The organism is Streptomyces sp. NPDC096152 (assembly GCF_044763235.1).
Classification (GTDB): domain Bacteria; phylum Actinomycetota; class Actinomycetes; order Streptomycetales; family Streptomycetaceae; genus Streptomyces.
In genome coordinates this window covers 285,956-307,516 of the sequence record NZ_JBIWFW010000006.1, presented here as the reverse complement: position 1 = coordinate 307,516, position 21,561 = coordinate 285,956, and the positions used below count along the sequence as shown (strand labels likewise).

At 73.5% G+C, this 21,561-nt stretch carries 22 protein-coding genes; 14 read left to right on the top strand and 8 right to left on the bottom strand.

Annotation, left to right across the window (positions count from 1 at the left end; genetic code table 11):
- Window positions 1-17: 17 nt before the first annotated feature.
- Window positions 18-953 carry a M56 family metallopeptidase gene (locus ACIQ9G_RS21955; RefSeq protein ID WP_403612051.1) on the bottom strand — a complete coding sequence of 312 codons (936 nt, stop codon included), beginning with the start codon at window positions 951-953 and terminating at the stop codon, window positions 18-20.
- 125 nt (window positions 954-1,078) lie between these two features.
- The gene (locus tag ACIQ9G_RS21950) at window positions 1,079-1,630 is read right to left on the bottom strand and encodes a DUF5134 domain-containing protein (RefSeq protein ID WP_403612048.1); all 552 of its coding nucleotides are present in this window, start codon (window positions 1,628-1,630) and stop codon (window positions 1,079-1,081) included.
- Window positions 1,631-1,820: 190 nt separating this feature from the next.
- Between ACIQ9G_RS21950 and ACIQ9G_RS21945 the strand changes: the two genes are divergently transcribed.
- Together ACIQ9G_RS21945 and ACIQ9G_RS21940 are read left to right on the top strand one after the other, a co-directional pair.
- The gene (locus ACIQ9G_RS21945; protein ID WP_403612045.1) at window positions 1,821-3,500 is read left to right on the top strand and encodes an FUSC family protein; all 1,680 of its coding nucleotides are present in this window, start codon (window positions 1,821-1,823) and stop codon (window positions 3,498-3,500) included.
- A complete protein-coding gene (locus tag ACIQ9G_RS21940) occupies window positions 3,497-4,198 on the top strand; it encodes a MarR family winged helix-turn-helix transcriptional regulator (protein ID WP_403612042.1) in 702 nt (233 codons plus the stop codon). The genes ACIQ9G_RS21945 and ACIQ9G_RS21940 overlap by 4 nt, the downstream gene beginning before the upstream one ends.
- A 78-nt stretch (window positions 4,199-4,276) precedes the next feature.
- Here the strand turns inward: ACIQ9G_RS21940 and ACIQ9G_RS21935 are convergent, their stop codons facing one another.
- Both ACIQ9G_RS21935 and ACIQ9G_RS21930 read right to left on the bottom strand, forming a co-directional pair.
- On the bottom strand, window positions 4,277-5,062 hold the full coding sequence (locus tag ACIQ9G_RS21935) for a VOC family protein (protein ID WP_403612040.1): 786 nt from the start codon (window positions 5,060-5,062) through the stop codon (window positions 4,277-4,279).
- A 205-nt stretch (window positions 5,063-5,267) separates the two neighbouring features.
- Entirely contained in the window at window positions 5,268-5,660 is a 393-nt protein-coding gene (locus ACIQ9G_RS21930) for a VOC family protein (RefSeq protein WP_403612039.1), read from the bottom strand.
- A 71-nt stretch (window positions 5,661-5,731) separates the two neighbouring features.
- Between ACIQ9G_RS21930 and ACIQ9G_RS21925 the strand changes: the two genes are divergently transcribed.
- Window positions 5,732-6,295, top strand: coding sequence for a GNAT family N-acetyltransferase (locus ACIQ9G_RS21925; protein WP_403612037.1), 564 nt, complete (start codon window positions 5,732-5,734; stop codon window positions 6,293-6,295).
- Window positions 6,296-6,307: 12 nt separating this feature from the next.
- On the opposite strand, the gene ACIQ9G_RS21920 is transcribed toward ACIQ9G_RS21925, so the two are convergent.
- A complete protein-coding gene (locus tag ACIQ9G_RS21920) occupies window positions 6,308-6,991 on the bottom strand; it encodes a glycerophosphodiester phosphodiesterase (protein ID WP_403612035.1) in 684 nt (227 codons plus the stop codon).
- Between the two features lie 500 nt (window positions 6,992-7,491).
- Here ACIQ9G_RS21920 and ACIQ9G_RS21915 point away from each other — a divergent pair, with 500 nt between their 5' ends.
- The 5 genes from ACIQ9G_RS21915 (at window position 7,492) to ACIQ9G_RS21895 (ending at window position 12,155) form a co-directional block, all read left to right on the top strand.
- The gene (locus ACIQ9G_RS21915; RefSeq protein ID WP_403612032.1) at window positions 7,492-8,889 is read left to right on the top strand and encodes a DUF6421 family protein; all 1,398 of its coding nucleotides are present in this window, start codon (window positions 7,492-7,494) and stop codon (window positions 8,887-8,889) included.
- Between the two features lie 32 nt (window positions 8,890-8,921).
- Window positions 8,922-9,686, top strand: coding sequence for an SDR family NAD(P)-dependent oxidoreductase (locus ACIQ9G_RS21910; RefSeq protein ID WP_403612029.1), 765 nt, complete (start codon window positions 8,922-8,924; stop codon window positions 9,684-9,686).
- The gene (locus ACIQ9G_RS21905; RefSeq protein WP_403612027.1) at window positions 9,683-10,753 is read left to right on the top strand and encodes a threonine aldolase family protein; all 1,071 of its coding nucleotides are present in this window, start codon (window positions 9,683-9,685) and stop codon (window positions 10,751-10,753) included. The genes ACIQ9G_RS21910 and ACIQ9G_RS21905 overlap by 4 nt, the downstream gene beginning before the upstream one ends.
- Window positions 10,754-10,857: 104 nt before the next feature.
- Window positions 10,858-11,451: a transglutaminase domain-containing protein gene (locus tag ACIQ9G_RS21900; RefSeq protein WP_403612024.1), complete on the top strand. Its 594-nt coding sequence runs from the start codon at window positions 10,858-10,860 to the stop codon at window positions 11,449-11,451.
- 8 nt (window positions 11,452-11,459) lie between these two features.
- Window positions 11,460-12,155 carry a B3/4 domain-containing protein gene (locus ACIQ9G_RS21895; protein ID WP_403612021.1) on the top strand — a complete coding sequence of 232 codons (696 nt, stop codon included), beginning with the start codon at window positions 11,460-11,462 and terminating at the stop codon, window positions 12,153-12,155.
- A gap of 69 nt (window positions 12,156-12,224) precedes the next feature.
- Here the strand turns inward: ACIQ9G_RS21895 and ACIQ9G_RS21890 are convergent, their stop codons facing one another.
- Entirely contained in the window at window positions 12,225-12,947 is a 723-nt protein-coding gene (locus ACIQ9G_RS21890; protein ID WP_403612018.1) for a lysophospholipid acyltransferase family protein, read from the bottom strand.
- Between the two features lie 250 nt (window positions 12,948-13,197).
- On the opposite strand from ACIQ9G_RS21890, the gene ACIQ9G_RS21885 reads away from it, so the two are divergent.
- From ACIQ9G_RS21885 to ACIQ9G_RS21865, 5 genes are all read left to right on the top strand, one after another.
- Window positions 13,198-13,605: a TlpA family protein disulfide reductase gene (locus ACIQ9G_RS21885; protein ID WP_403612016.1), complete on the top strand. Its 408-nt coding sequence runs from the start codon at window positions 13,198-13,200 to the stop codon at window positions 13,603-13,605.
- Window positions 13,606-13,822: 217 nt separating this feature from the next.
- Window positions 13,823-14,332 carry a flavin reductase family protein gene (locus ACIQ9G_RS21880; RefSeq protein ID WP_403612014.1) on the top strand — a complete coding sequence of 170 codons (510 nt, stop codon included), beginning with the start codon at window positions 13,823-13,825 and terminating at the stop codon, window positions 14,330-14,332.
- A gap of 221 nt (window positions 14,333-14,553) precedes the next feature.
- Entirely contained in the window at window positions 14,554-15,339 is a 786-nt protein-coding gene (locus tag ACIQ9G_RS21875; protein ID WP_392193241.1) for an electron transfer flavoprotein subunit beta/FixA family protein, read from the top strand.
- Between the two features lie 74 nt (window positions 15,340-15,413).
- Window positions 15,414-16,376 (top strand): electron transfer flavoprotein subunit alpha/FixB family protein, encoded by a 963-nt coding sequence (locus tag ACIQ9G_RS21870; RefSeq protein WP_403612011.1) that lies wholly within the window; start codon window positions 15,414-15,416, stop codon window positions 16,374-16,376.
- 192 nt (window positions 16,377-16,568) lie between these two features.
- Entirely contained in the window at window positions 16,569-17,873 is a 1,305-nt protein-coding gene (locus ACIQ9G_RS21865; protein ID WP_403612008.1) for a DUF6986 family protein, read from the top strand.
- Between the two features lie 329 nt (window positions 17,874-18,202).
- Here ACIQ9G_RS21865 and ACIQ9G_RS21860 read toward each other — a convergent pair whose 3' ends face one another.
- A complete protein-coding gene (locus ACIQ9G_RS21860; protein ID WP_403612006.1) occupies window positions 18,203-18,982 on the bottom strand; it encodes a hypothetical protein in 780 nt (259 codons plus the stop codon).
- A 6-nt stretch (window positions 18,983-18,988) separates the two neighbouring features.
- Window positions 18,989-20,083 (bottom strand): LacI family DNA-binding transcriptional regulator, encoded by a 1,095-nt coding sequence (locus tag ACIQ9G_RS21855; RefSeq protein WP_403612003.1) that lies wholly within the window; start codon window positions 20,081-20,083, stop codon window positions 18,989-18,991.
- Window positions 20,084-20,241: 158 nt separating this feature from the next.
- Between ACIQ9G_RS21855 and ACIQ9G_RS21850 the strand changes: the two genes are divergently transcribed.
- Window positions 20,242-21,195 (top strand): ROK family protein, encoded by a 954-nt coding sequence (locus ACIQ9G_RS21850; protein WP_403612001.1) that lies wholly within the window; start codon window positions 20,242-20,244, stop codon window positions 21,193-21,195.
- The last annotated feature ends 366 nt before the right edge of the window (window positions 21,196-21,561 follow it).

The following is a 21,561-nucleotide window of genomic DNA, read 5'->3' as shown; positions in this document are numbered from 1 at the left end:
GCCGGCGCCCCGAGGTGTCAGCCGAGCGCCCTGAGGCCCGGTACCAGCGCCACCAGCACCGGAATCACCGGCACCAGCGACGCCGCCGCGGTCAGCCGCAGCCGGCGGCCCGCCGTGAGCCGGTCCGGGGGAGTGAGCAGCCGGTGCACCCGCTGCGGAACATGGGCCTGCGGGGTGGGGCAGGGGCCGAACACACCCCGGTCCTCGTTGAGTTCGACCAGCGCGAGCGCGGTGGTCAGCCGGCCGAAGCGGCGCGAGGCCATGTCGTCGGCGGCGAGCTCGACCAGGCGGTGCATCTCGTCGCGGAACGCGGCGAACACCGGCACCCGCGGGAACCCGCCCGCCAGCGCGGCCGAGCAGTGCAGCAGCCAGTCGTGGCGCGCCTGCGCGTGCCCCTGCTCGTGCGCCAGTACGGCGTCCAGTTGCCGCCCCTTGAGGCGGCGCAGGGCTGCCGTGGTGACCACGAGCCGGGGCGGCGTCCCCGGCAGCCACCAGGCGTCGGGCCGTTCGCCCTCCAGCACCACGAGCCGCTCGCCCCCGGGCTCCTCGCCGGGCAACCGCGGCGCGCGCACGAGGAGTTCGGCCCTGCGCAGCCGGCGCCGCGCCCGGGCCCGTACGACCTCGCGGACCAGCATGGCCGCGCTCCACAGCCCGCCGCAGGCGAGCGCCACCGCGGTCGTCGCCGCCCACGGGCCGGTCGTGCCGAACGCGTAGGCCTCCACGACCGCACGCGGGGCGGTGCCGAACACATGGCCGCGCACCGCCTGCCAGGCGGCCGCCGCGCTGAGCGTCATCGAGAGGGCGCAGCACAGGAGCACGGCGGCCACCACGCACTGCCACGCCCACAGCGCGAGCACCGGTTCACGGTCCGTCCAGTCGGCGCGCGCCAGCAGTCGGGGAGCGGCGACGGCGGCCAGCGCGCCGAGCAGCAACAGCACCGCGGGGACCATCATGCGAGCACCCTATGAGCGCCCCGTCGCCCACGGGTACGTCTCCCCGCGGCAAAGTGACACAGGCCACGGTCCGTCGATCGGCTCGGAGTGGTCTCACACGGCCCGTCGATCGGCTCGGAGCGGTCTCACAGGGTCAGCAGCATCGCCACCATGGCGATGCCCATCGACAGCCGGCACGCCCGCGCGAGTTCCGGCCGATCGCCCCACCCGACGGCGGCGCCGCCCGGGGCGACGGGCCCGGCGGGGACGAGCCGCACGCCCGACCACAGCACGTATCCCGCGAAGTACAGCAGCAGCGAGCCCGTGACCAGGGGGAGGCCGGACCCGCCGTGCGCGGGGTGGTGGGCGCCGGGCGGGCCGGCCATCACGACGGCCATGTAGACCATGGCCAGCGTGCCGACCAGGTGGTGCAGATGGTGCGGGCCGGTCCGGGCGGCCCACAGCGCGCGCAGCGCGGCCCCGGCGAACACCACCGCGCAGGCGGGCCAGGTCCACGCGGGCGGTGTGAACACCGCCGCGGGCACGGCCATGGCGGCCATGCCGAAACCCATCATCGCCTCGCCGCCTGCGGCACGACGCTGCTCCTCGACGGCGCTGCGCGTCCGCAGCAGGCAGTACGCCCCGCTCGCCGCGCACAGCGCGAACAACAGCCAGCCGGGCGAAGCCGGTCCGTGCACCCCCCACCTCCCCGTTCGGTGCCGCCGGTCCACCGCGCGGGCGGCCGGCCGGTCGGTCGAGGGATGCCCGGGCCACGCGGCGCGCACGCGAGCGCAAGGGTGTACACGGGGGGCACCCGGGGGAGTACGGCAGGTCACGCCCGCACACCCAAGGTGATTTACAAATAAAACACCTGTTAAGCTTATGGGCATGAGCAGTGCGACCCCCACCCCCTCGACCCCGCGCGTCCGGCGGCTGCCGCTCACCGGCGTGCTGCGCCTCGGCCGCCCCTCCGACATCTGGTTCAAGCCTGCGCTGAGCGTGGTCGCCTCGGTCGCACCGCCCAACCTGACCCTGCTCGCCCTCGGCCGGCTCGACCTGGCCATGTACACGATGGCCGGATCGCTCTGCGCCCTGTACGCCCACAACCGTCCCTACGCGGCCCGGGCCCGAGCGCTGGCCTGGGTCGTGATCGGGATGGTCGGCGGCCTGGCCCTCTGCCTGCTCGCCGCCTCGCTCACCCGCGACGCGGTCGTCCTGGTCGCCGTCGGCGCCGTCCTGGCCGCCGCGCAGAAGGTGGTGTGCGACGCGACCCGCATCGGACCGCCCGGCAACGTCGTCCTCACCTTCATCAGCTCCGCCTCGCTGTTCGTCCCGCAGACCCTCGGCCAGGTGCCCGGTCATCTGGCGCTGGCCCTCGCGGCGGGCTCCTGGGCCTGGCTGGTCGGCATGGCGCCCGGGCTCCTGCGTCCGCACGGGCCCGAGCGCCGCGCCACCGCGAACGCGCTCCACGCTGCGGCCGCCTACGCCGCCACGCGCGGCACCGGTGCTGACCGTGCCCGGGCCCGTGCCACCGCGGCCGCCGCCGTCCAGGCCGCCTGGCAGACGCTGCTGTCCACCGGTGCCCGTGCCACGCCCCGGCACGCGCTCGGACGGCTCCTGGTACGCGCCGAGGTCGCGCTCGCCGCGCCCGCGGACACGGAACCCGAGCGGCTGCGGACCTGGGCCCGTGAGCTGTGCGGCCGCGGCCCGGTTCCCCGGGCCGCCGAGTCGCGGTCCGCTGCCGACGAGCTGCTCGGTGTCGACGCCGAGGCCGGCGCCCCGCACCGGCCGTGGTGGAGCCGGCTCGGCCCGCTCGCCCCGATCGCCGTCCGCACCGCCCTCGGCTGCGCGCTCGCGGGGTACGTCTCCCTCGCCCTCGGCGTCGGCCGCCCCTACTGGGCCCTGGTCACCGCCGCCTCCCTCTACCAGGCCAACCTCACCCTCACCTGGAGCCGGGGCGTCCAGCGCGTCGTCGGCAACCTCGTCGGCATCCTCGCCTTCGCCGCGATCGCCCCGCTCGCGCACCTCGGCCCGGCGGCCCTGGTCCTGTGCTGCCTGGCGCTCAACTTCGGCGCCGAGGCCGTCATCGGCCGCAACTACTGGCTCGGCAGCGTCTGTGTGACCCCGATGGCGCTGCTCATCACCGAGTTCGCCGGCTACCAGCAGCCCGGTGAACTGATCACCCAGCGGGCACTGGACACCCTCGTCGGAGCCCTGGCCGGCTTCGCGGCCGCCGTCGCCGTCACCAACCGGCGGGCCGGCGACCGCGTCGAGCACGCGCTGACGGCCGTCGACCGGGCGCGCGAACGGGCCGCCCGCCTGCTCGCCGAACCGCGTCCCGCGCCCGCCGCGCTGGAGGCCGCCCGCCGGGGCCTGGCCGCCACGCTGGTGGAACTGCGCGCCACCGTCGACGCCGCGTCCGGCGAGTGGTGGCAGCGCGCCCTGCCGCACGAGCGGGTCGTGCTCACCGAGCAGTCCGGACACCGTACGCTCGCCGCGACGGCACGACGCCAGGGCCTGCACACCCGGGCGGGCACGGACATGACGACGGAGGACGTACGGCCATGACGGGGACCGACGGACGGCCGACGGACGACAACCCGCCGGGCGCGGGCGCGCCCCGGGGGCAGGGGGCGGGAACGGGCGCCGCGGACGCGGAAGCGGGGGGCCGGGGGACGGCGCCGGGCAGGAGCGAGGACGTCACCGTGGGGGCCGTCCAGGGGACGCCGGGCGGAGGAGAGCGGGGCGGCAGCACCGTCGGCGGGGGCGACACCGTGGCCGCCGTCGTGCGGCAGTGGCGGGCCGTCCATCCCGACCTGGACACCGCCCCCATGGAGATCATCGGCCGGATCAACCGCTGCGCCGCCCTGCTCCAGCAGGCCGAGGACGCGCCGTTGCGCCGGGCGGGGCTGAGCCGGCCCGAGTTCGACCTGCTGGGTGCGCTGCGCCGCACCGGGGACGAACTCACCCCCAGCGAACTGGCCCGGGAGACGTTCTCCTCGGGCGCCGCCGTCACCAAGCGCCTCAAGCAGCTGACCGAGCGGGGCCTGGTGGAGCGCCGCGGCGACACCCGCGACCGGCGCGTCGCCCACCTCCGCCTCACCGACACCGGACGGGAACTCGTCGACGGCGTCCTGCCCGAGCAGCTCGCCTACGAACGAGACGTCCTGGCCGGGCTGGAGACCGGAGAGCGCGACGAACTCGCCGGTCTCCTGGGGGACCTGCTGGGCCGGCTGGAGGGCAGTCCGGGCGCGGGGAGGGGCTGAACCGGTACGGCTCGTCCCCCTCGCACCGCCGGGTGGGTGCCGGGCCGTGCCCCGGCCCCTCGCGCCGGTGCGTCCGCGTCAGTCTCCGTCCCGGCCCGCCCCGGTCTCCTCCCGGGCCTGGTAGATGCCGAAGGCCGCGCCCTGCGGGTCCCGCAGCAGCGCGATGCGCGGGCCGTCCCCCTCGGCGGTCGGCTCCAGCAGGGCCTTGGCGCCCTCCCGCTGCGCGATCTCCGTCGTCGCGTCCACGTCCTCGACTGCGAAGTACGGCAGCCAGTGCGGCGGCACGTCGGCCGGGACACGGTCGCCCAGGGCCCGTACGCCGCCGAACTCCCCGCCGTGCAGGTCCCACTGCGTGTACCACTCCGAGGCGTTGACGCTCCAGCCGAACACGGTCGTGTAGAAGTCCCGCGCCCGCTCCACATTGCGGGTCGCGAGCTCCACCCAGCCCAGCGAACCGGGCTCGTTGAACACCTCGGCACCGGTGAAGTCCCGCGCCTGCCACATCTGGAAGGCGGCACCGCACGTATCCAGCGCGACCACGAAGCGGCCCTCGTCGAACACGTCCACCGGCCCCTGGATCACCGTCCCGCCGGCGTCCATCACCTTGTTCGCCACCTCGTCGGCGTCCGCTACGGCGAACGAGACGTTCCACGCCACCGGCTGCGACTCCTGGTACCGCGGGATGATGGCGGCGACCAGCGAGTTCCCGAGGCGCGCCATGGTGTAGCCGCCCGCCTCCGCGCGCAGGGCGGTCTGTGTGCGCCAGCCGAACACCGCCGTGTAGAACCGCTTGGCCGCCTCCAGATCGCTGGTACCGAGCTCCGCCCAGCAGGGCCCGCCGATCACCGGCTTGTCGAACTTCATGGCACTCCTCCGGAAAGGCCGCTCCCATCAGCACGCTAGCCCTGGTCACCGACCGCGGCCAGCCGGAGCCGTACGTGCCCGGAGCCGATGCCGGAGGTCCGCGCGGATCGTGCCGGAATCGCCCCGAGACCGCGTCCGCACCCGGGGACAGCCGCCTTCGTCCCCTGGCGTGAGCCGCCCCTCGCGTCCTGCCGCGGGCTGCGCTTCAGATGCCCGGCCGGTACCGCATCGGATGATCGGACGGCACCTCCACCAGCACGACGGGCGTGCCGTCCGGGTCCTCGATCCACATCTCGACCAGTCCCCACGGCTCCCGCACCGGCGGACGCACGATCGGCACGCCCCGGGCCCGCAGCTCGTCGTGGGCCGCGGTCACGTCCGCGACCTGGAGCCACAGCCGCACGGCCGGCGACGGCGGGGTGTCGGAGCGGCCCGACACCTCCAGGAAGCCCCCGCCGAGGAAGTAGACGGTGCCGCGCTCCGCGCCCGTGCCGAACTCGCGGTAGACGGCGAGGCCGAGCTGCTCGCCGTAGAAGGCGCGGGAGCGCTCGGGGTCCGTGGGGCGGAGCAGGATCCGGCTGCTGAGTACATGCACCATGCATCCGCACCCTAGTGGCCGGGTTACCCTCGTCACCGCGCAGCCGCGCCAGGAAGACCGAAAGGCACCCCATGGACACCGCTGTCACCGGACTCACCTTCCGCGATGCCACCGACGCCGACGTCGACGTCCTGGTGGCGCTGATCGAGTCGGCGTACCGCGGGGACGCCAGCCGGGCCGGCTGGACCACCGAGGCGGACATCCTCCAGGGGCAGCGCACCGACCCGGAGGGTGTGCTCGCGGTGATCAGGTCGCCCGACAGCCGGCTGCTGATGGTCGAGCGGGACGGCCGCGTGGTCGCCTGCTGTCAGCTCGAGCACCGCGGCGCCCACGCGTACTTCGGCATGTTCGCCGTCAGCCCGGCGCTCCAGGGCGCGGGCCTCGGAAAGGTGATCATCGCGGAGGCGGAGCGTCAGGCCCGCGTCAGCTGGGGCGTGCGGGAGATGCACATGACCGTGATCTCCGTGCGCGAGGACCTGATCGCCTGGTACGAGCGCCGCGGCTACCGCCGTACGGGAATCACGACGCCCTTCCCGTACGGCGACGAGCGCTTCGGCATCCCGCAGCGCGACGACCTCCAGTTCGAGCTGCTGGTCAAGGAGCTGGGCCAGGACGTGCCCGGAGGGCACGCCTAGAGCCACGGTGCCTCAGGCCGTGAAGCGGCCGGTGCGCTTGATCTCCGGGTAGTCCGTGGTCGCCCCGTCCAACTCCAGGGCGCGGACGAGCCGCAGGTGGTCCAGGGTGTTCACCACCCAGCCGATGATCCTCAGGTCGGCCTTGCGCGCCTGCTCGACGACCTCCAGGGTGAGCCGGCGGATGTTGAGGCAGACGGTGGCGGCGCCGGCCGCGGTGGCGCGCTCGACGACGTCGGCGCCGTAGCGGCCGGCGATGAGCGCGGTGCGTACCCCGGGCACCAGGCGGGCGATCTCGGCGATCGCCTCGTCGTGGAACGAGGAGACCTCGACCCGGGACACCAGATCGTGCCGGTGCATGACCTCGGCGAGCGCCCGCGCCGCGGCCACGTCCTTGATCTCGGCCTGCAGCGGTGCCCGCACCGCCTCCAGGACCTCCTCGAAGACCGGGATCCGCTCCCCGCGGCCGGCGTCCAGGGAGCGCAGCTCGGCGAGGGTCTTGTCGGCGATCGGACCGGTTCCGTCGGTCGTGCGGTCGACCTCCGCGTCGTGCATGACGACGAGCGCGCCGTCCTTGCTCAGATGCAGATCGAGTTCGATGGCGTCGAGGCCGGCCTGCTGGGCGGCGACGAAGGAACGGAGGGTGTTCTCGGGCTCGACACCCATGACTCCGCGGTGACCGATGGTAAGGAAGTTCAAGGTTCAACTCGCTTCCGTCGACGGCGGCTCGGCGCGCACGCGGACCGGACGGACGTCCTCCACGCGGCAGTGCCGCAGCCTAACGGCCCCGACCGGCGATGGACCCGCGCGTACACGGGGCAGTGGGGTGACGGGCGGGGCAGCGCCCGGCCGTGCCGGGCGAGGTGATCACCCGGGGGTGGGCGAGTCCCCCGCGGGGTTGACCGCCCCGACCACCGCCCGACCCGGCGCCGCCCTTCCTGCCGTCACCACCACCGCCGCCGCGGCAGCCACCTCCACCGCGGCGCCCGGCGCCGGTTTGGCCGAAATGCATCAGATCACGCTCGGCAGGGCGCATCACCTGGATGGACTAGGGTAAGCGGGCCCGTGCGGGCTTCCGGCAGGAAAATGAGCGGTGACGGAGGGTGTGAGCAGAATAATTTCCCGAGTTCCCTCTTGCTGGGAGAAAGCTCGTATGTATACGGTCTTCTTACGCGAGGTTCTCCTGTGGAGGATGGGACATGACGGAAATTCTTGTGCAGTCGGGTTCGGAGGGGCAGGTTCCTTCCGCGACCAGGGTGGTGGAGCACCTGGCGTGGCCCGTGCTCAAGGATGCCGTGGAGCAGATCCGGCCATGGCAGTCGAAGGACGGCTCGATCGACTTCGAGGCCGAGGGCGCGCCTGAGCGCGCGGCCGCCGAGGACGCCGTGCGCCGCGTGGTCCAGGCCGTCGAGGAGCTGGCCCCGCTGCTTCCGCACGACGTGGCCTACCACGAGGCCCTGGTCAAGGACCTGCGCCGCTGGGCCGACGGAGGCTTCCAGGTACCGGACTTCCTCGACTCGCTGCTGGCCTTCCAGCCCGCCGCTCACCGCGAGGACGGCCTCCAGCACCTCGTGGTCTTCCCGATGTACACGCAGAACGGCAACCCGGACCGCAATCTCGAGGCGGTCGTGCTGCGCATGGTCTGGCCGGACTGGCTGGCCGAGCTGGAGCGCACCCGGTACGACAACCCGCTGTTCTGCGGCATCACCTTCGAGGACTTCACGGCCGGGTACGACACCAACTCCGCCGTGCTCTTCCCCGAGACGATCGCCGTGCGCGAGGCGCCGGAGCGGTTCTCCTGGGGTGGCATCTTCTGCGACCGCGAGGCCGCCCGCTTCCGCCGGGTGACCGCCGCCGCCGTCGACATCCTGGGTCTTGAGCTGCCCGAGGACATCGCCGCCATGGTGCACGACCAGAAGCGCTGCGAAGAGGCCTTCGTGCTCTGGGACATGGTCCACGACCGCACCCACAGCCACGGCGACCTGCCGTTCGACCCCTTCATGATCAAGCAGCGCCAGCCGTTCTGGATGTACGGCCTGGAGGAGCTGCGCTGCGACCTCACCGCCTTCAGGGAGGCCGTGAAGCTGGAGGCCGACGGCGTCCCGCAGGCCCGTGACGTGCAGTACGCGGTGCTGTTCGACCGGATGTTCCGCTTCCCGGTCACCGGCGAGCGCGTGCGCAACTACGACGGCCTCGGCGGCCAGCTGCTCTTCGCCTACCTGCACAAGCACGACGTCGTGCGCTGGACGGACAACAAGCTCCTCATCGACTGGCAGCGCGCCCCGCAGGTCACCAACCAGCTCTGCGCCGAGATCGAGAAGCTCTACCGCGACGGCATCGACCGCCCGAAGCTGGTGCACTGGTTCGCGGGCTACGAGCTGGTCGCCGGCTACCTCGCCCCGCACCCGGGTTCGAAGTGGGCCAAGGGCCCCGACGCCCTCGACCTGTCCCAGCCGCCGCGCAAGCTCGTCGACGACGTGCTTCCGGACGAGTTTCCGCTGAGCATGTTCTACGAGGCCCTGTCCAAGAAGCTGAAGAACGTGATCGCCTCGACCAAGGGCATCACGGCGGACGGCGCCGAGCGGATCGCCGCGTGAGCGACCGCGCCCAGACTGCCCGGGAGGAGAACATGGTGGGGAACGGAAACGGGGCACTGAGCGGTGCGGTGATCGCGGTGGCCGGCGCGGGCGGACCCGCCGGCCGGGCGACGCTGCTGCGGCTCGCCGAGGCGGGCGCGACCGTCGTCGGCTCGGACAACGACCCGGAGCGGCTCGCGGAGGCCGTCGACGCGGCGCGCTACGCCTCCGGCGGCGCCACCGTCACCGGTGAGAAGGTCGACCTGCTCGACCTGCAGTCCACCCGCGACTGGGCCGCGCACATCGAGAAGGATTACGGCCGGGTGGACGGCCTGGTCCACCTCGTCGGCGGCTGGCGCGGCAGCGAGACCTTCACCAAGACCAGCCTCAGCGACTGGTCGGTGCTGGAGAAGCTGCTCATCCGGACCGTGCAGCACACCTCCCTCGCCTTCCACGAGGCGCTGCAGCGCAGCGACCGCGGCCGGTACCTCCTGATCAGCGCGGCGGGGGCGAGCAAGCCCACCGCGGGCAACGCGGCCTACTCCGCGGCGAAGGCCGCGGCCGAGGCGTGGACGCTGGCCATGGCCGACTACTTCCGCAAGGCCGGGAAGGCCGAGGGCGCCGAGGGGCCGACGTCCGCGGCTGCGATCCTGGTGGTGAAGGCGTTGGTGCACGACGCGATGCGCGCCGAGCGCCCCAACGCGAAGTTCGCGGGCTTCACGGACGTCAAGGACCTCGCCGAGGCCATCGCAGGCGTCTGGGACAAGCCCGCCGCGGAAGTGAACGGAAACCGTCTGTGGCTCACCGAGAAGCCGTGAACCCTCCCAGGACCGACGCGCGTCGCCATCACGACCCGGAGGTCCGCGGTTTCGCCAGCGACAACTACGCCGGGGTCCACCCGGAGGTGCTCGCTGCCCTGGCCGTGGCCAACGGCGGGCACCAGGTCGCGTACGGCGAGGACGCCTACACCGAGAACCTCCAGCGGATCATCCGCAGCCACTTCGGTGCCACCGCCGAGGCCTTCCCGGTCTTCAACGGCACCGGCGCCAACGTCGTCGCGCTCCAGGCGGTCACCGACCGCTGGGGCGCGGTGATCTGCGCCGAGAGCGCGCACATCAACGTCGACGAGGGCGGCGCCCCGGAGCGGATGGGCGGCCTCAAGCTGCTCACCGTGCCCACGCCGGACGGCAAGCTCACGCCCGAGCTGATCGACCGGCAGGCGTACGGCTGGGAGGACGAGCACCGCGCCATGCCGCAGGTGGTCTCGATCACCCAGAGCACCGAGCTGGGCACCCTCTACACGCCCGAGGAGATCCGCGCGATCTGCGAGCACGCCCACGCCCGCGGGATGCGGGTGCACCTGGACGGCTCCCGGATCGCCAACGCGGCGGCCTCGCTGAACGTCCCCATGCGGACGTTCACCAACGCGGTCGGCGTCGACATCCTCTCGCTGGGCGGGACGAAGAACGGTGCCCTGCTGGGTGAGGCGGTCGTCGTCATCAACCAGGACGCCGTCCGGCACATGAAGCACCTGCGGAAGATGTCCATGCAGCTCGCCTCCAAGATGCGCTTCGTGTCGGTGCAGCTGGAGGCCCTGCTCGCCAAGGACCTGTGGCTGCGCAACGCCCGCCACGCCAACGAGATGGCCCAGCGGCTGGCGGAGGGCGTGCGCGCCGTGCACGGCGTGGAGATCCTCTACCCGGTGCAGGCCAACGGCGTCTTCGCCCGCCTCCCGCACGACGTGAGCGAACGCCTGCAGAAGCGGTTCCGCTTCTACTTCTGGGACGAGGCCGACGGCGTGGTCCGGTGGATGTGCTCCTTCGACACCACCGAGGACGACGTGGACGCGTTCGTCGCCGCGCTCAAGGAGGAGATGGCGCGCTAGCGACGCGGTCCTGCGACCCGTGGGTGTCGCCAATGCTGCATAGGTATGCGACCGCCCGAAAAGTCATTGACTGACGGTCGGTCGCATTCCTATGCTCCCGGGGCATGCAGCTGATCCAGCAGGACCCGGACCTCTCCGCCTATCTGGCCGCCGACGAGGTCATCGACCACGATCATCCGGTGGTGCGCGACGCGGCCGCCCGTCTGGCCGGACGGGCGGCCGACTCGTATGCCTATGCGCAGGCGGCCTTCGAGTTCGTGCGCGACACGATCCCGCACTCCGCCGACAGCGGGGATCCGCGCGTCCCCTGGCGCGCCTCGGACGTCCTCCGGCAGCGCACCGGGACCTGCTACGCCAAGGCGCACGCGCTGGCCGCGCTGCTGCGCGCCGAGGACATCCCGGCCGCCCTGTGCTACCAGCGGCTGGCGCACGACGGCGGCCACGGTCATGCCGTGCACGGCCTGGTGGCCGTGCGGTTCCACGGCGCCTGGCACCGGCAGGACCCCCGCGGCAACAAGCCGGGCGTCGACGCCCGGTTCTCCCTGGAGGGGGAGCGGCTGGCCTGGATTCCCGACGGGAAGTCCAATGAGGTGGACTATCCAGTCCTGTACGTTGAACCTCATCCGGCGGTGCTCGGGGCTCTCAGGGCCGCGCGCGACCGGCCGGCGCTCCGGCAGACGCTCCCCACCGCACTCTGAGGCAGGCGATGACGCTCACCCTGACCGTGTCCGACGACGTGCGCGCCCTCGCGCCCGGCTTCACCCATGTCGCCGTCGAGGCGCACGGCCTCGTCAACGGTCCCAGCACGGAGGCCTCTTCCGGGCTGCTGGACGACGCGGCGCGCCGTCTCGCGGTACGTCTGGACGGCCGTGCCCCGCACGAGGACCCGCATGTGGCGGCCTGGCGCGCGGCGTACACGGCGTTCGGCGCCAAGCCCTCCCGCACCCGCAACTCCGCGGAGGCGCTCGCCAAGAGGGCGCTGTCGGAGGCCGGCCTGCCGCGGATCAACGCGCTCGTCGACCTCTACAACGCCGTCAGCGTCGCCCACCTCGTCCCGGTCGGCGGCGAGGACCTCGACCGCATCCAGGGCGGGATGCGCCTGGTGCGCGCCACGGGCGACGAGGAGTTCGTGACCGTCGCCGACGGCGCGGAGAGCATCGAGCACCCCGACGCCGGCGAGGTCGTCTGGTGCGACGGGGCGGGCGTGACCTGCCGCCGCTGGAACTGGCGCCAGGGCCCGCGCACCCGCCTGACCGAGCGGACCGCCTCCGCGCTGTTCCTGCTGGAGAGCCTGGCGCCGATGCCGGTCGCCGAGGTGGAGGCGGCGGCCGCCGAACTGGCCGAACTGCTGGAGAAGTTCAGCCCGGGAGCGCGGATCACGGTCCGGCCCCCGGCGTCGTAGCGGCTTCCGGGAGGGCGGGGGACCGGGCCCCCCGGGTGCGGTTCGCCGTGAGGCCCGGAGGCCGGCGGGTCAGTGGGCCGTGCGCAATTGCTCCGGCGTGGGCGCCGTCCCGCCCAGGTGGGCGGGCAGCCACCAGGTGTCGTCGGCGCCCTTGGGGCGAGCCGGGTAGGCGCGCTGCGCCGCCTCCAGCATTTCCTGCACGCGCTCGCGCAGGCGGCGGGTGAGGGCGCCCGCGTACTGGTCGCGGGTGGCCTCGAGGGCCTCGCCCACCCGGATCGTGATGGGGGTGTGGCTCCGCTTGAAGTTGCGCGGATGGCCCTTGGTCCACAGCCGCTGGGTGCCCCACACGGCCATCGGGACCAGCGGGACGCCCGCCTCCTGCGCCAGGCGGGCGGCGCCGGACTTGAAGGCCTTGAGGGTGAAGGACTGCGAGATGGTGGCCTCCGGGAAGACCCCCACGATCTCGCCGGACCGCAGCGAGTCGAGAGCGTGGGCGAAGGCCGCCTCGCCCTGGGCGCGGTCCACCGGGATGTGCTTCATGCCGCGCATCAGCGGGCCGGAGATCCGGTGCCGGAAGACGGAGTCCTTCGCCATGAAGCGCACCAGCCGCTTCTGCGGGAGGGCCGCCAGCCCGCTGAAGATGAAGTCCAGATAGCTGATGTGGTTGCTCACCAGCACGGCGCCGCCCGAGCGCGGGATGTTGTCCGAACCCGCGCAGTCGATCTTGAGGTCCCACGCCTTGAACATCGTGCGGGCGAGACCGATGACGGGACGGTAGACAAGCTCTGCCATGGGCGGGGCGGACCCTTCTCTCTGCCGCGGAAAGGGGTTCTCGGCGGAAGTTACGGAGCCGTAGGTTTACGGCATCTCGCAGATCGTGCCCCAATAACGGCCGGGGAGCCAGTCCACGTGCCCGCACGGCGCGAGATCCTCGTCACGTCGGCCCAGCGTCCGCCCGCGGCGGGGCCGGCGAGCCCGCCGCACTCCTCGGGGCACACTCGTGCGGAGGGCCGGGAATCCCCGCGGCCTCGGCAACGCTGAGGTGGGAGACGACCGGACGGCGGTGCTCGCGGCGGCGAGCGCCCACGGAGTGCCGCCGCGGCGGCGGAACGGGAGAGTGCGGGTGCGCGGGCGCGACGAGTGCGGACGGCTCGGTACGGCCGAGTTGGGCGAGGGTCTCGGCGAGCGGGCCACCCTGGTGCAGTTCTCCAGCGCCTTCTGCGCCCCGTGCCGGGCCACCCGCCGGATCCTCGGGGAGGTCGCCGGCATGGTCCCCGGTGTGGCCCACGTCGAGATCGACGCGGAGGCTCGCCTGGACCTGGTGCGCGCGCTCGGCATCCTCAAGACGCCCACGGTGCTCGTGCTCGACGCGGACGGACGGGTGGTGCGGCGCGCCGCCGGTCAGCCGCGCAAGGCGGACATCATCGCCGCCCTCGGGGAGGCGGTGTGACGCCCGTTCCGGTGACGGTGACACATCTCCCACCTGATGGGACGAACTTGACGGTGCTCACCCGCTCTCGTCAGCCTGACCGTATGCCCTCGGAAATCCTTCTCCACGGATGCGGACGTCGTCGGACCGGGGCCCTCGCCCCCACCGCGAGCGAGCGCTGTCCGGGCCGTTGAGCAGCTCCGGCCCCGTACGTTCCCCTCAGCAGAAGGACAACTCCATGTCGGCCACCTCCGGCCTCGGCACCGTCCGGCCCGCCTCACCCGACCTGCTGCGCTCCGTCTTCCGGCGGCACGCGGCGGGTGTCGCGGTCATCACCGCCCTCGGCGACGCCGGCCCGGTCGGCTTCACGGCGACCTCCCTCACCTCCGTCTCCGCGGACCCGCCGCTGCTCTCCTTCGGCATCGGCACCGGCGGCTCCAGCTGGCCGGCGATCTCCGGCACCGACCGCGTCGGCGTGCACATACTCGGCGAGCACCAGCGGGAACTGGCCGCCCGCTTCGCCCGCAGCGGCGCCGACCGCTTCGGCCCGGCCACCGCCTGGCGCGAGGGCCCCGAGGGCGTGCCCGTCCTCGACGACGTCCTCGCCTGGCTCGTCTGCCGGATCGTGGGACGCGTCCCGGCGGGGGACCACCGCATCGTGGTCGCCGAGGTCGTCCTCGGTGATCCCGCCGGCGCCGGGCGCCCCCTGCTGTACCACCAGGGGCGTTTCCACGGGCTGCGCGACTGACCGACGGCTCCGCCTTCCGCGGGGCCGTCGGGTTCCGGTTACGCTGCGTTGCGAAGGTCACAGTTCAAAGCGCTTGCTTAGCGGGAATGAACTGGGTGTACTGACGAGTAATATTCCGGTCGGAGCGCCTGGTCGCCCCAGCCGGGATCGGCCGCTTGAGGCGCCTATGCTGCCTGCAAGAAGGCAGCCCTGGAAATGACGATTGCAGTAGGAGAGCCGGCGTGAGCTTGAGGATCGTTGTCACTGTGAAGTACGTGCCCGACGCCACTGGCGACCGGCACTTCGCCGATGACCTGACCGTCGACCGCGACGACGTGGACGGTCTGCTCTCCGAGCTGGACGAGTACGCGGTCGAGCAGGCGCTGCAGATCGCGGAGAACGCGGACGACGCCGAGGTCACCGTCCTGACGGTGGGCCCCGAGGACGCCAAGGACGCGCTGCGCAAGGCCCTGTCGATGGGCGCCGACAAGGCGATCCATGTCGAGGACGACGACCTGCACGGCACGGACGCCATCGGCACCTCCCTGGTCCTGGCCAAGGCGATCGAGAAGGCCGGCTACGACCTGGTGGTCTCCGGCATGGCCTCCACCGACGGCACCATGGGCGTCGTGCCGGCGCTGGTTGCCGAGCGTCTGGGCGTCCCGCAGGTCACGCTGCTGTCCGAGGTCTCCGTCGAGGACGGTACGGTCACGGGCCGCCGCGACGGCGACACCGCCACCGAGCGGCTGGAGGCCCAGCTCCCGGCCGTCGTCTCCGTCACCGACCAGTCGGGCGAGGCGCGTTACCCGTCCTTCAAGGGCATCATGGCGGCCAAGAAGAAGCCGGTGGAGTCCTGGGACCTGGAGGACCTGGAGATCGAGGCCGAGGAGATCGGTCTCGAGGGCGCCTGGACGAAGGTCGACTCCGCGGCCGAGCGTCCGGCCCGCACGGCCGGCACGATCGTCAAGGACGAGGGCGAGGGCGGCAAGCAGCTCGCTGAGTTCCTCGCGAGCCAGAAGTTCATCTAAGGGCCGGAAGCCCACCAGCGGCTCCCTCCCCTGACCGCCCCTCAGACTTCGCACATCCGCAGGAGAGCAATCCCATGGCTGAAGTTCTCGTCTACGTCGACCACGTGGACGGTGCCGTCCGCAAGCCCACCCTGGAGCTGCTGACCCTGGCCCGCCGCATCGGCGAGCCGGTCGCCGTCGCGCTGGGCAACGGCGCCGCCGACACCGCCGCCGCGCTCGCCGAGCACGGCGCGGTGAAGGTCCTCACCCACGAGGCGTCCGAGTACGCCGACTACCTGGTCGTCCCGAAGGTGGACGCCCTGCAGGCCGCCCACGAGGCCGTCTCCCCGGCCGCCGTGCTGGTCCCGTCCTCCGCCGAGGGCAAGGAGATCGCGGCCCGTCTGGCGCTGCGCATCGGCTCCGGCATCATCACCGACGCCGTCGACCTCGAGGCCGGCGACGAGGGCCCCGTGGCCACCCAGTCGGTGTTCGCCGCGTCCTTCACCACCAAGTCGCGTGTCTCCAAGGGCACCCCGGTCATCACGGTCAAGCCGAACTCGGCCGCCGTCGAGGCCGCCCCGGCCGCGGGCGCGGTCGAGGCCCTGTCCGTCTCCTTCTCCGACCAGGCGACCGGCACCAAGGTCACCGGCCGCACCCCGCGCGAGTCGACGGGCCGTCCGGAGCTGACCGAGGCCGCGATCGTGGTCTCCGGCGGCCGCGGTGTCAACGGCGCGGAGAACTTCTCGGTCATCGAGGCGCTCGCCGACTCCCTCGGCGCGGCCGTCGGCGCCTCGCGTGCCGCGGTCGACGCCGGCTGGTACCCGCACACCAACCAGGTCGGCCAGACCGGCAAGTCCGTCTCGCCGCAGCTCTACATCGCCAACGGCATCTCCGGCGCGATCCAGCACCGCGCCGGCATGCAGACCTCGAAGACGATCGTGGCCGTCAACAAGGACGCCGAGGCCCCGATCTTCGACCTGGTCGACTACGGCGTCGTCGGCGACCTGTTCGACGTCGTCCCGCAGCTGACCGAGGAGATCAAGGCGCGCAAGGGCTGATCATCCTCCCCGCCGGGACGTCCGGGACACCCGGACCCGCCGAGGCCCCCGTGACCGTCGTGGTCACGGGGGCCTCGGCCGTGCCGTGGGCCGCGCCGCCCGGACGCCGAGGTGTTGACCCGCGGGAAGATCCACGGATAACTTCATTCAACGGATTGTTGATTCCGTAGAGTGGAAAACGGAGGGTGTGGCATGGGTCAGGGCCGGCAGGAAAAGGTGGCGACCAGCCTCTCGGGCGCCGTCAGCGAGGAGATCAGCGCCTCCCTCGCGGCGGTCGACGCCGAGCTGGAGCGCCGCTACCCCGGTGACCCCGGCACCCGCCAGCCCGTCCACACCGTCTACGTCCCCGGCGACCTCTTCGCCGCCGACACCGTCCGCGTCTGGGGCGAGGCCGCCCTCGCCGCGCTCGACGAACACGCCCCCGACGCCGCGTCCTTCGCCGCCGTGCTCGGCCTGGACGACGCCCTCGCCGCGCCCGTCTACGACCGGGTCCGCGCGAAGCTGGAACGCGAACCGGTCGAGGACCTGCGGGTCGACTTCGAGGACGGCTACGGCCCCCGCCCGGACGCCGAGGAGGACCGGGCCGCGGCCCGCGCGGCGCGCCTGATCGCCGAGGGGCACGAGAAGGGCACGACGGCCCCGTACACGGGCATCCGCATGAAGTGCCTGGAGGCCGCGGTCCGCGACCGGGGCATTCGCACCCTCGACATCTTCCTCACCGGCCTGATGGAGGCCGGCGGCCTGCCCGGCGGGCTGCTGCTGACGCTGCCGAAGGTGACGTACCCGGAGCAGGTCACCGCGATGGTCCGGCTGCTCGAAGCGTTCGAGCGGGCCCACGGACTGGAGCCCGGACGGCTCGGCTTCGAGATCCAGATCGAGACCAGCCAGGCCATCCTCGCCGCCGACGGCACGGCCACCGTCGCCCGCATGATCCAGGCCGCCGAGGGCCGCGCCACCGGCCTGCACTACGGCACCTTCGACTACAGCGCCTGCCTCGGCGTCTCCGCCGCCCACCAGGCGAGCGACCACCCCGCCGCCGACCACGCCAAGGCGGTCATGCAGGTCGCCGCCGCGGGCACCGGCGTACGCGTCTCGGACGGCTCCACCAACGTGCTCCCCGTCGGCCCGACCGAGAAGGTGCACGACGCCTGGCGGCTGCACTACGGCCTGACCCGCCGCGCCCTGGCGCGCGCCTACTACCAGGGCTGGGACATGCATCCCGGCCACCTTCCCACCCGGTACGCGGCTGTGTTCGCCTTCTACCGCGAGGGATTCGAGCAGGCCGCCGCCCGCCTCGCCCGCTACGTCGACCGGACCGGCGGCGACGTGATGGACGAGCCCGCCACCGCCAAGGCCCTCAGCGGCCATCTGCTGCGCGGCCTGGACTGCGGCGCGCTGGACATCGCCGAGGTCGCCCGGCTCACCGGCCTCACCCGGGCCGACCTGGAGGGCTTTTCCGCGCCGCGCCGGGGCGACCTCACGGCCTCCGCCGGCTGAGCAGGCCGACGGAACCCGCTGCCCGGGCGCGGGACGGGACCGGAGCCACCGGACCGGCGGCCGTCGTCCGCCGCGGGCCGCCCGGCATCGGTGAGCCCGGTCGGGGGTCCTACGTGCGCGGCGGTACGACCGTCCCGCACGCGCGGTGGTCGAGGGCGTACGCCCGCCCCGCGCGGCATGGTGGTCCGGGCCGAACGCCTGTCCGGCGCCGCACGGCCAGGCTCCGCCCCCGTCCCACCGCGCGGCGGTCGGGGTCGTACCCGCGTGGCCGTACACCCATGCCGCACCACGCGGCGGTCGAGGCCGTACGCCCGTCCCGCACTACGCGGTCACGGCCGTACGTACGCCTCCAGGCCGGACGCCGTCACCCGCCGCTCCCGCACGAACAGTTGAGTGCCCCGCGCGCACAGCCGCGGGTCCGCCCGCGCCCGGGAGCAGAACAGCTCGGGCGTGTCGCCGAACAGCTCGCGCAACCGCTCCGACTCCACGAGCAGTTCGGTGAGCAGGGCGCGCTCGCCCGGGTGCCTGCGCGGGGTGTCGGCGCCGTCGTGCAGCACGCCGTGACGGTTGACGTAGACGTGCGCGCCGGGGAGCGGGGCGCCGTGCTCCGGCTCGATCAGCACGTCGGGTGCGGGCAGCCAGGCGCGGCGGAAGTTGCCCGTGGGCACCGGCACTCCCTCGCTCGCGTCGATGGCGGCCAGTTGCCGCTCGTCGAGCCAGAGCACGAACAGCTCCCGCACCGTCCCGGGCGCCCTGACCGGCGACGCGGAGACGTATCCCATGCGGCTCACATGGGCCGAGACGCCCACGTCGACGCCGGTGACCCGGGCCTTCTCCATCGGGAGCGGCCCGTCGACGCCGGATTCGGCCATCTTGTGGCGCAGCTGGCCGGGGCAGCCGTTGGAGCCGACGGCGAGGACCGGGTGCCGGCCGGCGCGGGAGAAACCGTCCAGGGGCAGCAGGCGGTCCCCGTGCAGCAGCCCGGACCGCTCCGGCCAGGCCCCGGGGTACAGCAGCGGATGGTCACGCGGCGCCTCGGCCAGGCCGAGCGCCTCCAGGGAGAGGTCGTCCCTGTGAGCCCCCGCCCGCCCGTTCGCGCGCTCCGCCACGGCCGCTCAGTCCGCCGGCGGCAGCTCGCCCGAGCCGCGGGTGATCAGGCGGGTCGGCAGCTCGATCCGCTCGGGGGCGACCAGGGTGCCGTCGAGCTGGCGGAACAGGCGCTCCGCCGCGGTACGGCCGAGGGCCGCCGCGTCCTGGGCGACCACGGTGACACCCGGCTCCAGCAGGTCGGCCAGCTCGATGTCGTCGAAACCGACCAGCGCCACCCGGCGGCGGTGCTCGGCCAGCACACGGACCACGGTGACCGTCACCCGGTTGTTGCCCGTGAAGACTGCGGTGACGGGCTCGGGCCCGGACAGCATCGCCTCGGCCGCCCGGCGCACCCGCTCGGGGTCGGTGACCCCCAGGGACATCCAGGAATCCTCGACCGGTATCCCGGCGTCCTCCATCGCCGCCCGGTAGCCGCGCAGGCGCTCGGCCGCCGTGTGGATGCGGGGCATGTCGCCGATGAAGCCGATCCGGCGGTGGCCGTGGCCGATGAGGTGGGCGACACCGTCGCGGGCACCGCCGAAGTTGTCCGAGAGGACCACGTCGGCGTCGATCTTCCCGGCCGGGCGGTCCACGAAGACGGTGGCCACACCCGCCTTGATCTCCGGCTCCAGATACCGGTGGTCGTCCCCGGCCGGGATGACGACCAGCCCGTCCACCCGCCGCGCGCACAGCGCCAGGGCGAGTTCCTGCTCGCGGTCCGGGTCCTCCGCGCTGGAGCCGTTGATGAGCAGGGCGCCGTGCGCGCGGGCCACCTCCTCGACCGCGCGGCTGAGCGGGCCGTAGAACGGGTCGGCGAGGTCCTCCAGGATCAGCCCGATGCTCGCCGTACGGCCCTTGCGCAGGACGCGCGCGCTGTCGTTGCGGCGGAAGTTCAGCGCCTCGATGGCCTCCTGGACCCTGCGCTCGGTGTCCGGAGTGACGCCCGACTCGCCGTTGACCACGCGGGAGACGGTCTTGAGCCCGACACCCGCGCGGGCCGCCACGTCCTTCATGGTCGGACGGTTGCCGTAGCGGCTGGCGGCGAGGCGGTCTGCTCGGCGGGCGGTCTCGGGCACGATGCGGCGTCCTGTCCTGTCGTCCACGGGGATGCGGCGAACCATGGGGCTGTATGAGGATGTGGCGTCGAGCATAGAGCCTGGACAACGTTGTCATACCCGGGGGAGACTGTCCACCGCAATCCCCGGCCTGCGCCCCACCGCGAGACCGGCCTGCGCCCACCCTTGGTTTCTCACATGGCTGACGGGGAGATCTGACTCTGATGCACACCGACCTCGTGGCCGCGCTCGACATCGGCGGCACCAAGATCGCCGGTGCCCTGGTGGACGGGCACGGCCGCATCCTGGTGCGCGCACAGCGCGCGACGCCCGCGCAGGAGGACGGCGACACCGTGATGCGGGCGGTGGAGCAGGTGCTCGGCGAGCTGGCCGCGGCGCCGCTGTGGGGACGCGCCACGGCCCTCGGCATCGGCAGCGCGGGCCCGGTGGACGCGTCCGCGGGCACGGTGAGCCCGGTGAACGTGCCGGGCTGGCGCGGCTATCCGCTGGTCGAGCGGGCACGGGCCGCCGTCGGCGGGCTGCCGGTCGAGCTGATCGGCGACGGCGTGGCCATCACCGCCGCCGAGCACTGGCAGGGCGCCGCTCGCGGCCATGACAACGCGCTGTGCATGGTGGTCTCCACGGGCGTGGGGGGCGGCCTGGTGCTGAACGGCCGACTGCACCCCGGCCCCACCGGCAACGCAGGTCACGTCGGCCACATCAGCGTCGACCTCGACGGGGACCTCTGCCCGTGCGGCTCGCGCGGCTGCGTGGAGCGCCTGGCGAGCGGCCCCAACATCGCGCGCCGGGCGCTCGACGACGGCTGGCGGCCGGGCCCGGACGGCGACACCTCGGCCGCCTCGGTGGCCGCCGCGGCCCGCGCCGGGGACCCCGTCGCCGTCGCCTCCTTCGAGCGCGCCGCCCAGGCCCTGGCCGCCGGCATCGCCGCCACCGCCACCCTGGTCGAGATCGACATCGCCGTCATCGGCGGGGGCGTGGGCAAGGCGGGCGACGTGCTCCTCACGCCGCTGCGGAAGGCGCTGCGGGAGTACGCCACCCTGTCCTTCGTGCGGGGCCTGACGGTCGTACCCGCGCAGATGGGCACGGACGCCGGTCTCGTGGGAGCCGCCGCAGCGGCGCTCACCGCCCGGACGAACGCCACGGCGGCCGGAGTCTGAGGGGCCCTGGCGGGGGGAGTCCGAGGCGTCACGGACTCACGGAGTCACGGCGGCCGGAGTCCGAGGGCGGCCCGGCGGGCGGCGCGGGGATTCCGCTGGGGCGGTCCGGCGGCGGGCGAGGCGGCCGTGCGCGGGTCCGGCGTACGCGAGTCCGGCGTACGCGGCGCCGGCGGGCTCGCGCTCCGGCGCCCGCACCCTGCCGGACACCGCCGACCGCACCACGCGCAGGCACCGGGCCGCCGCTGCGGAAGAGTCCTCCTCGGCGACCGCGACGACGTCCTCCGTCCGCCGCGGCCCCCTGCCGCCTTCGCCCGCCGCGCCGCCCGTGCCCGTCTGCTGCGGAGAACAGCGTCACATCCGATCACC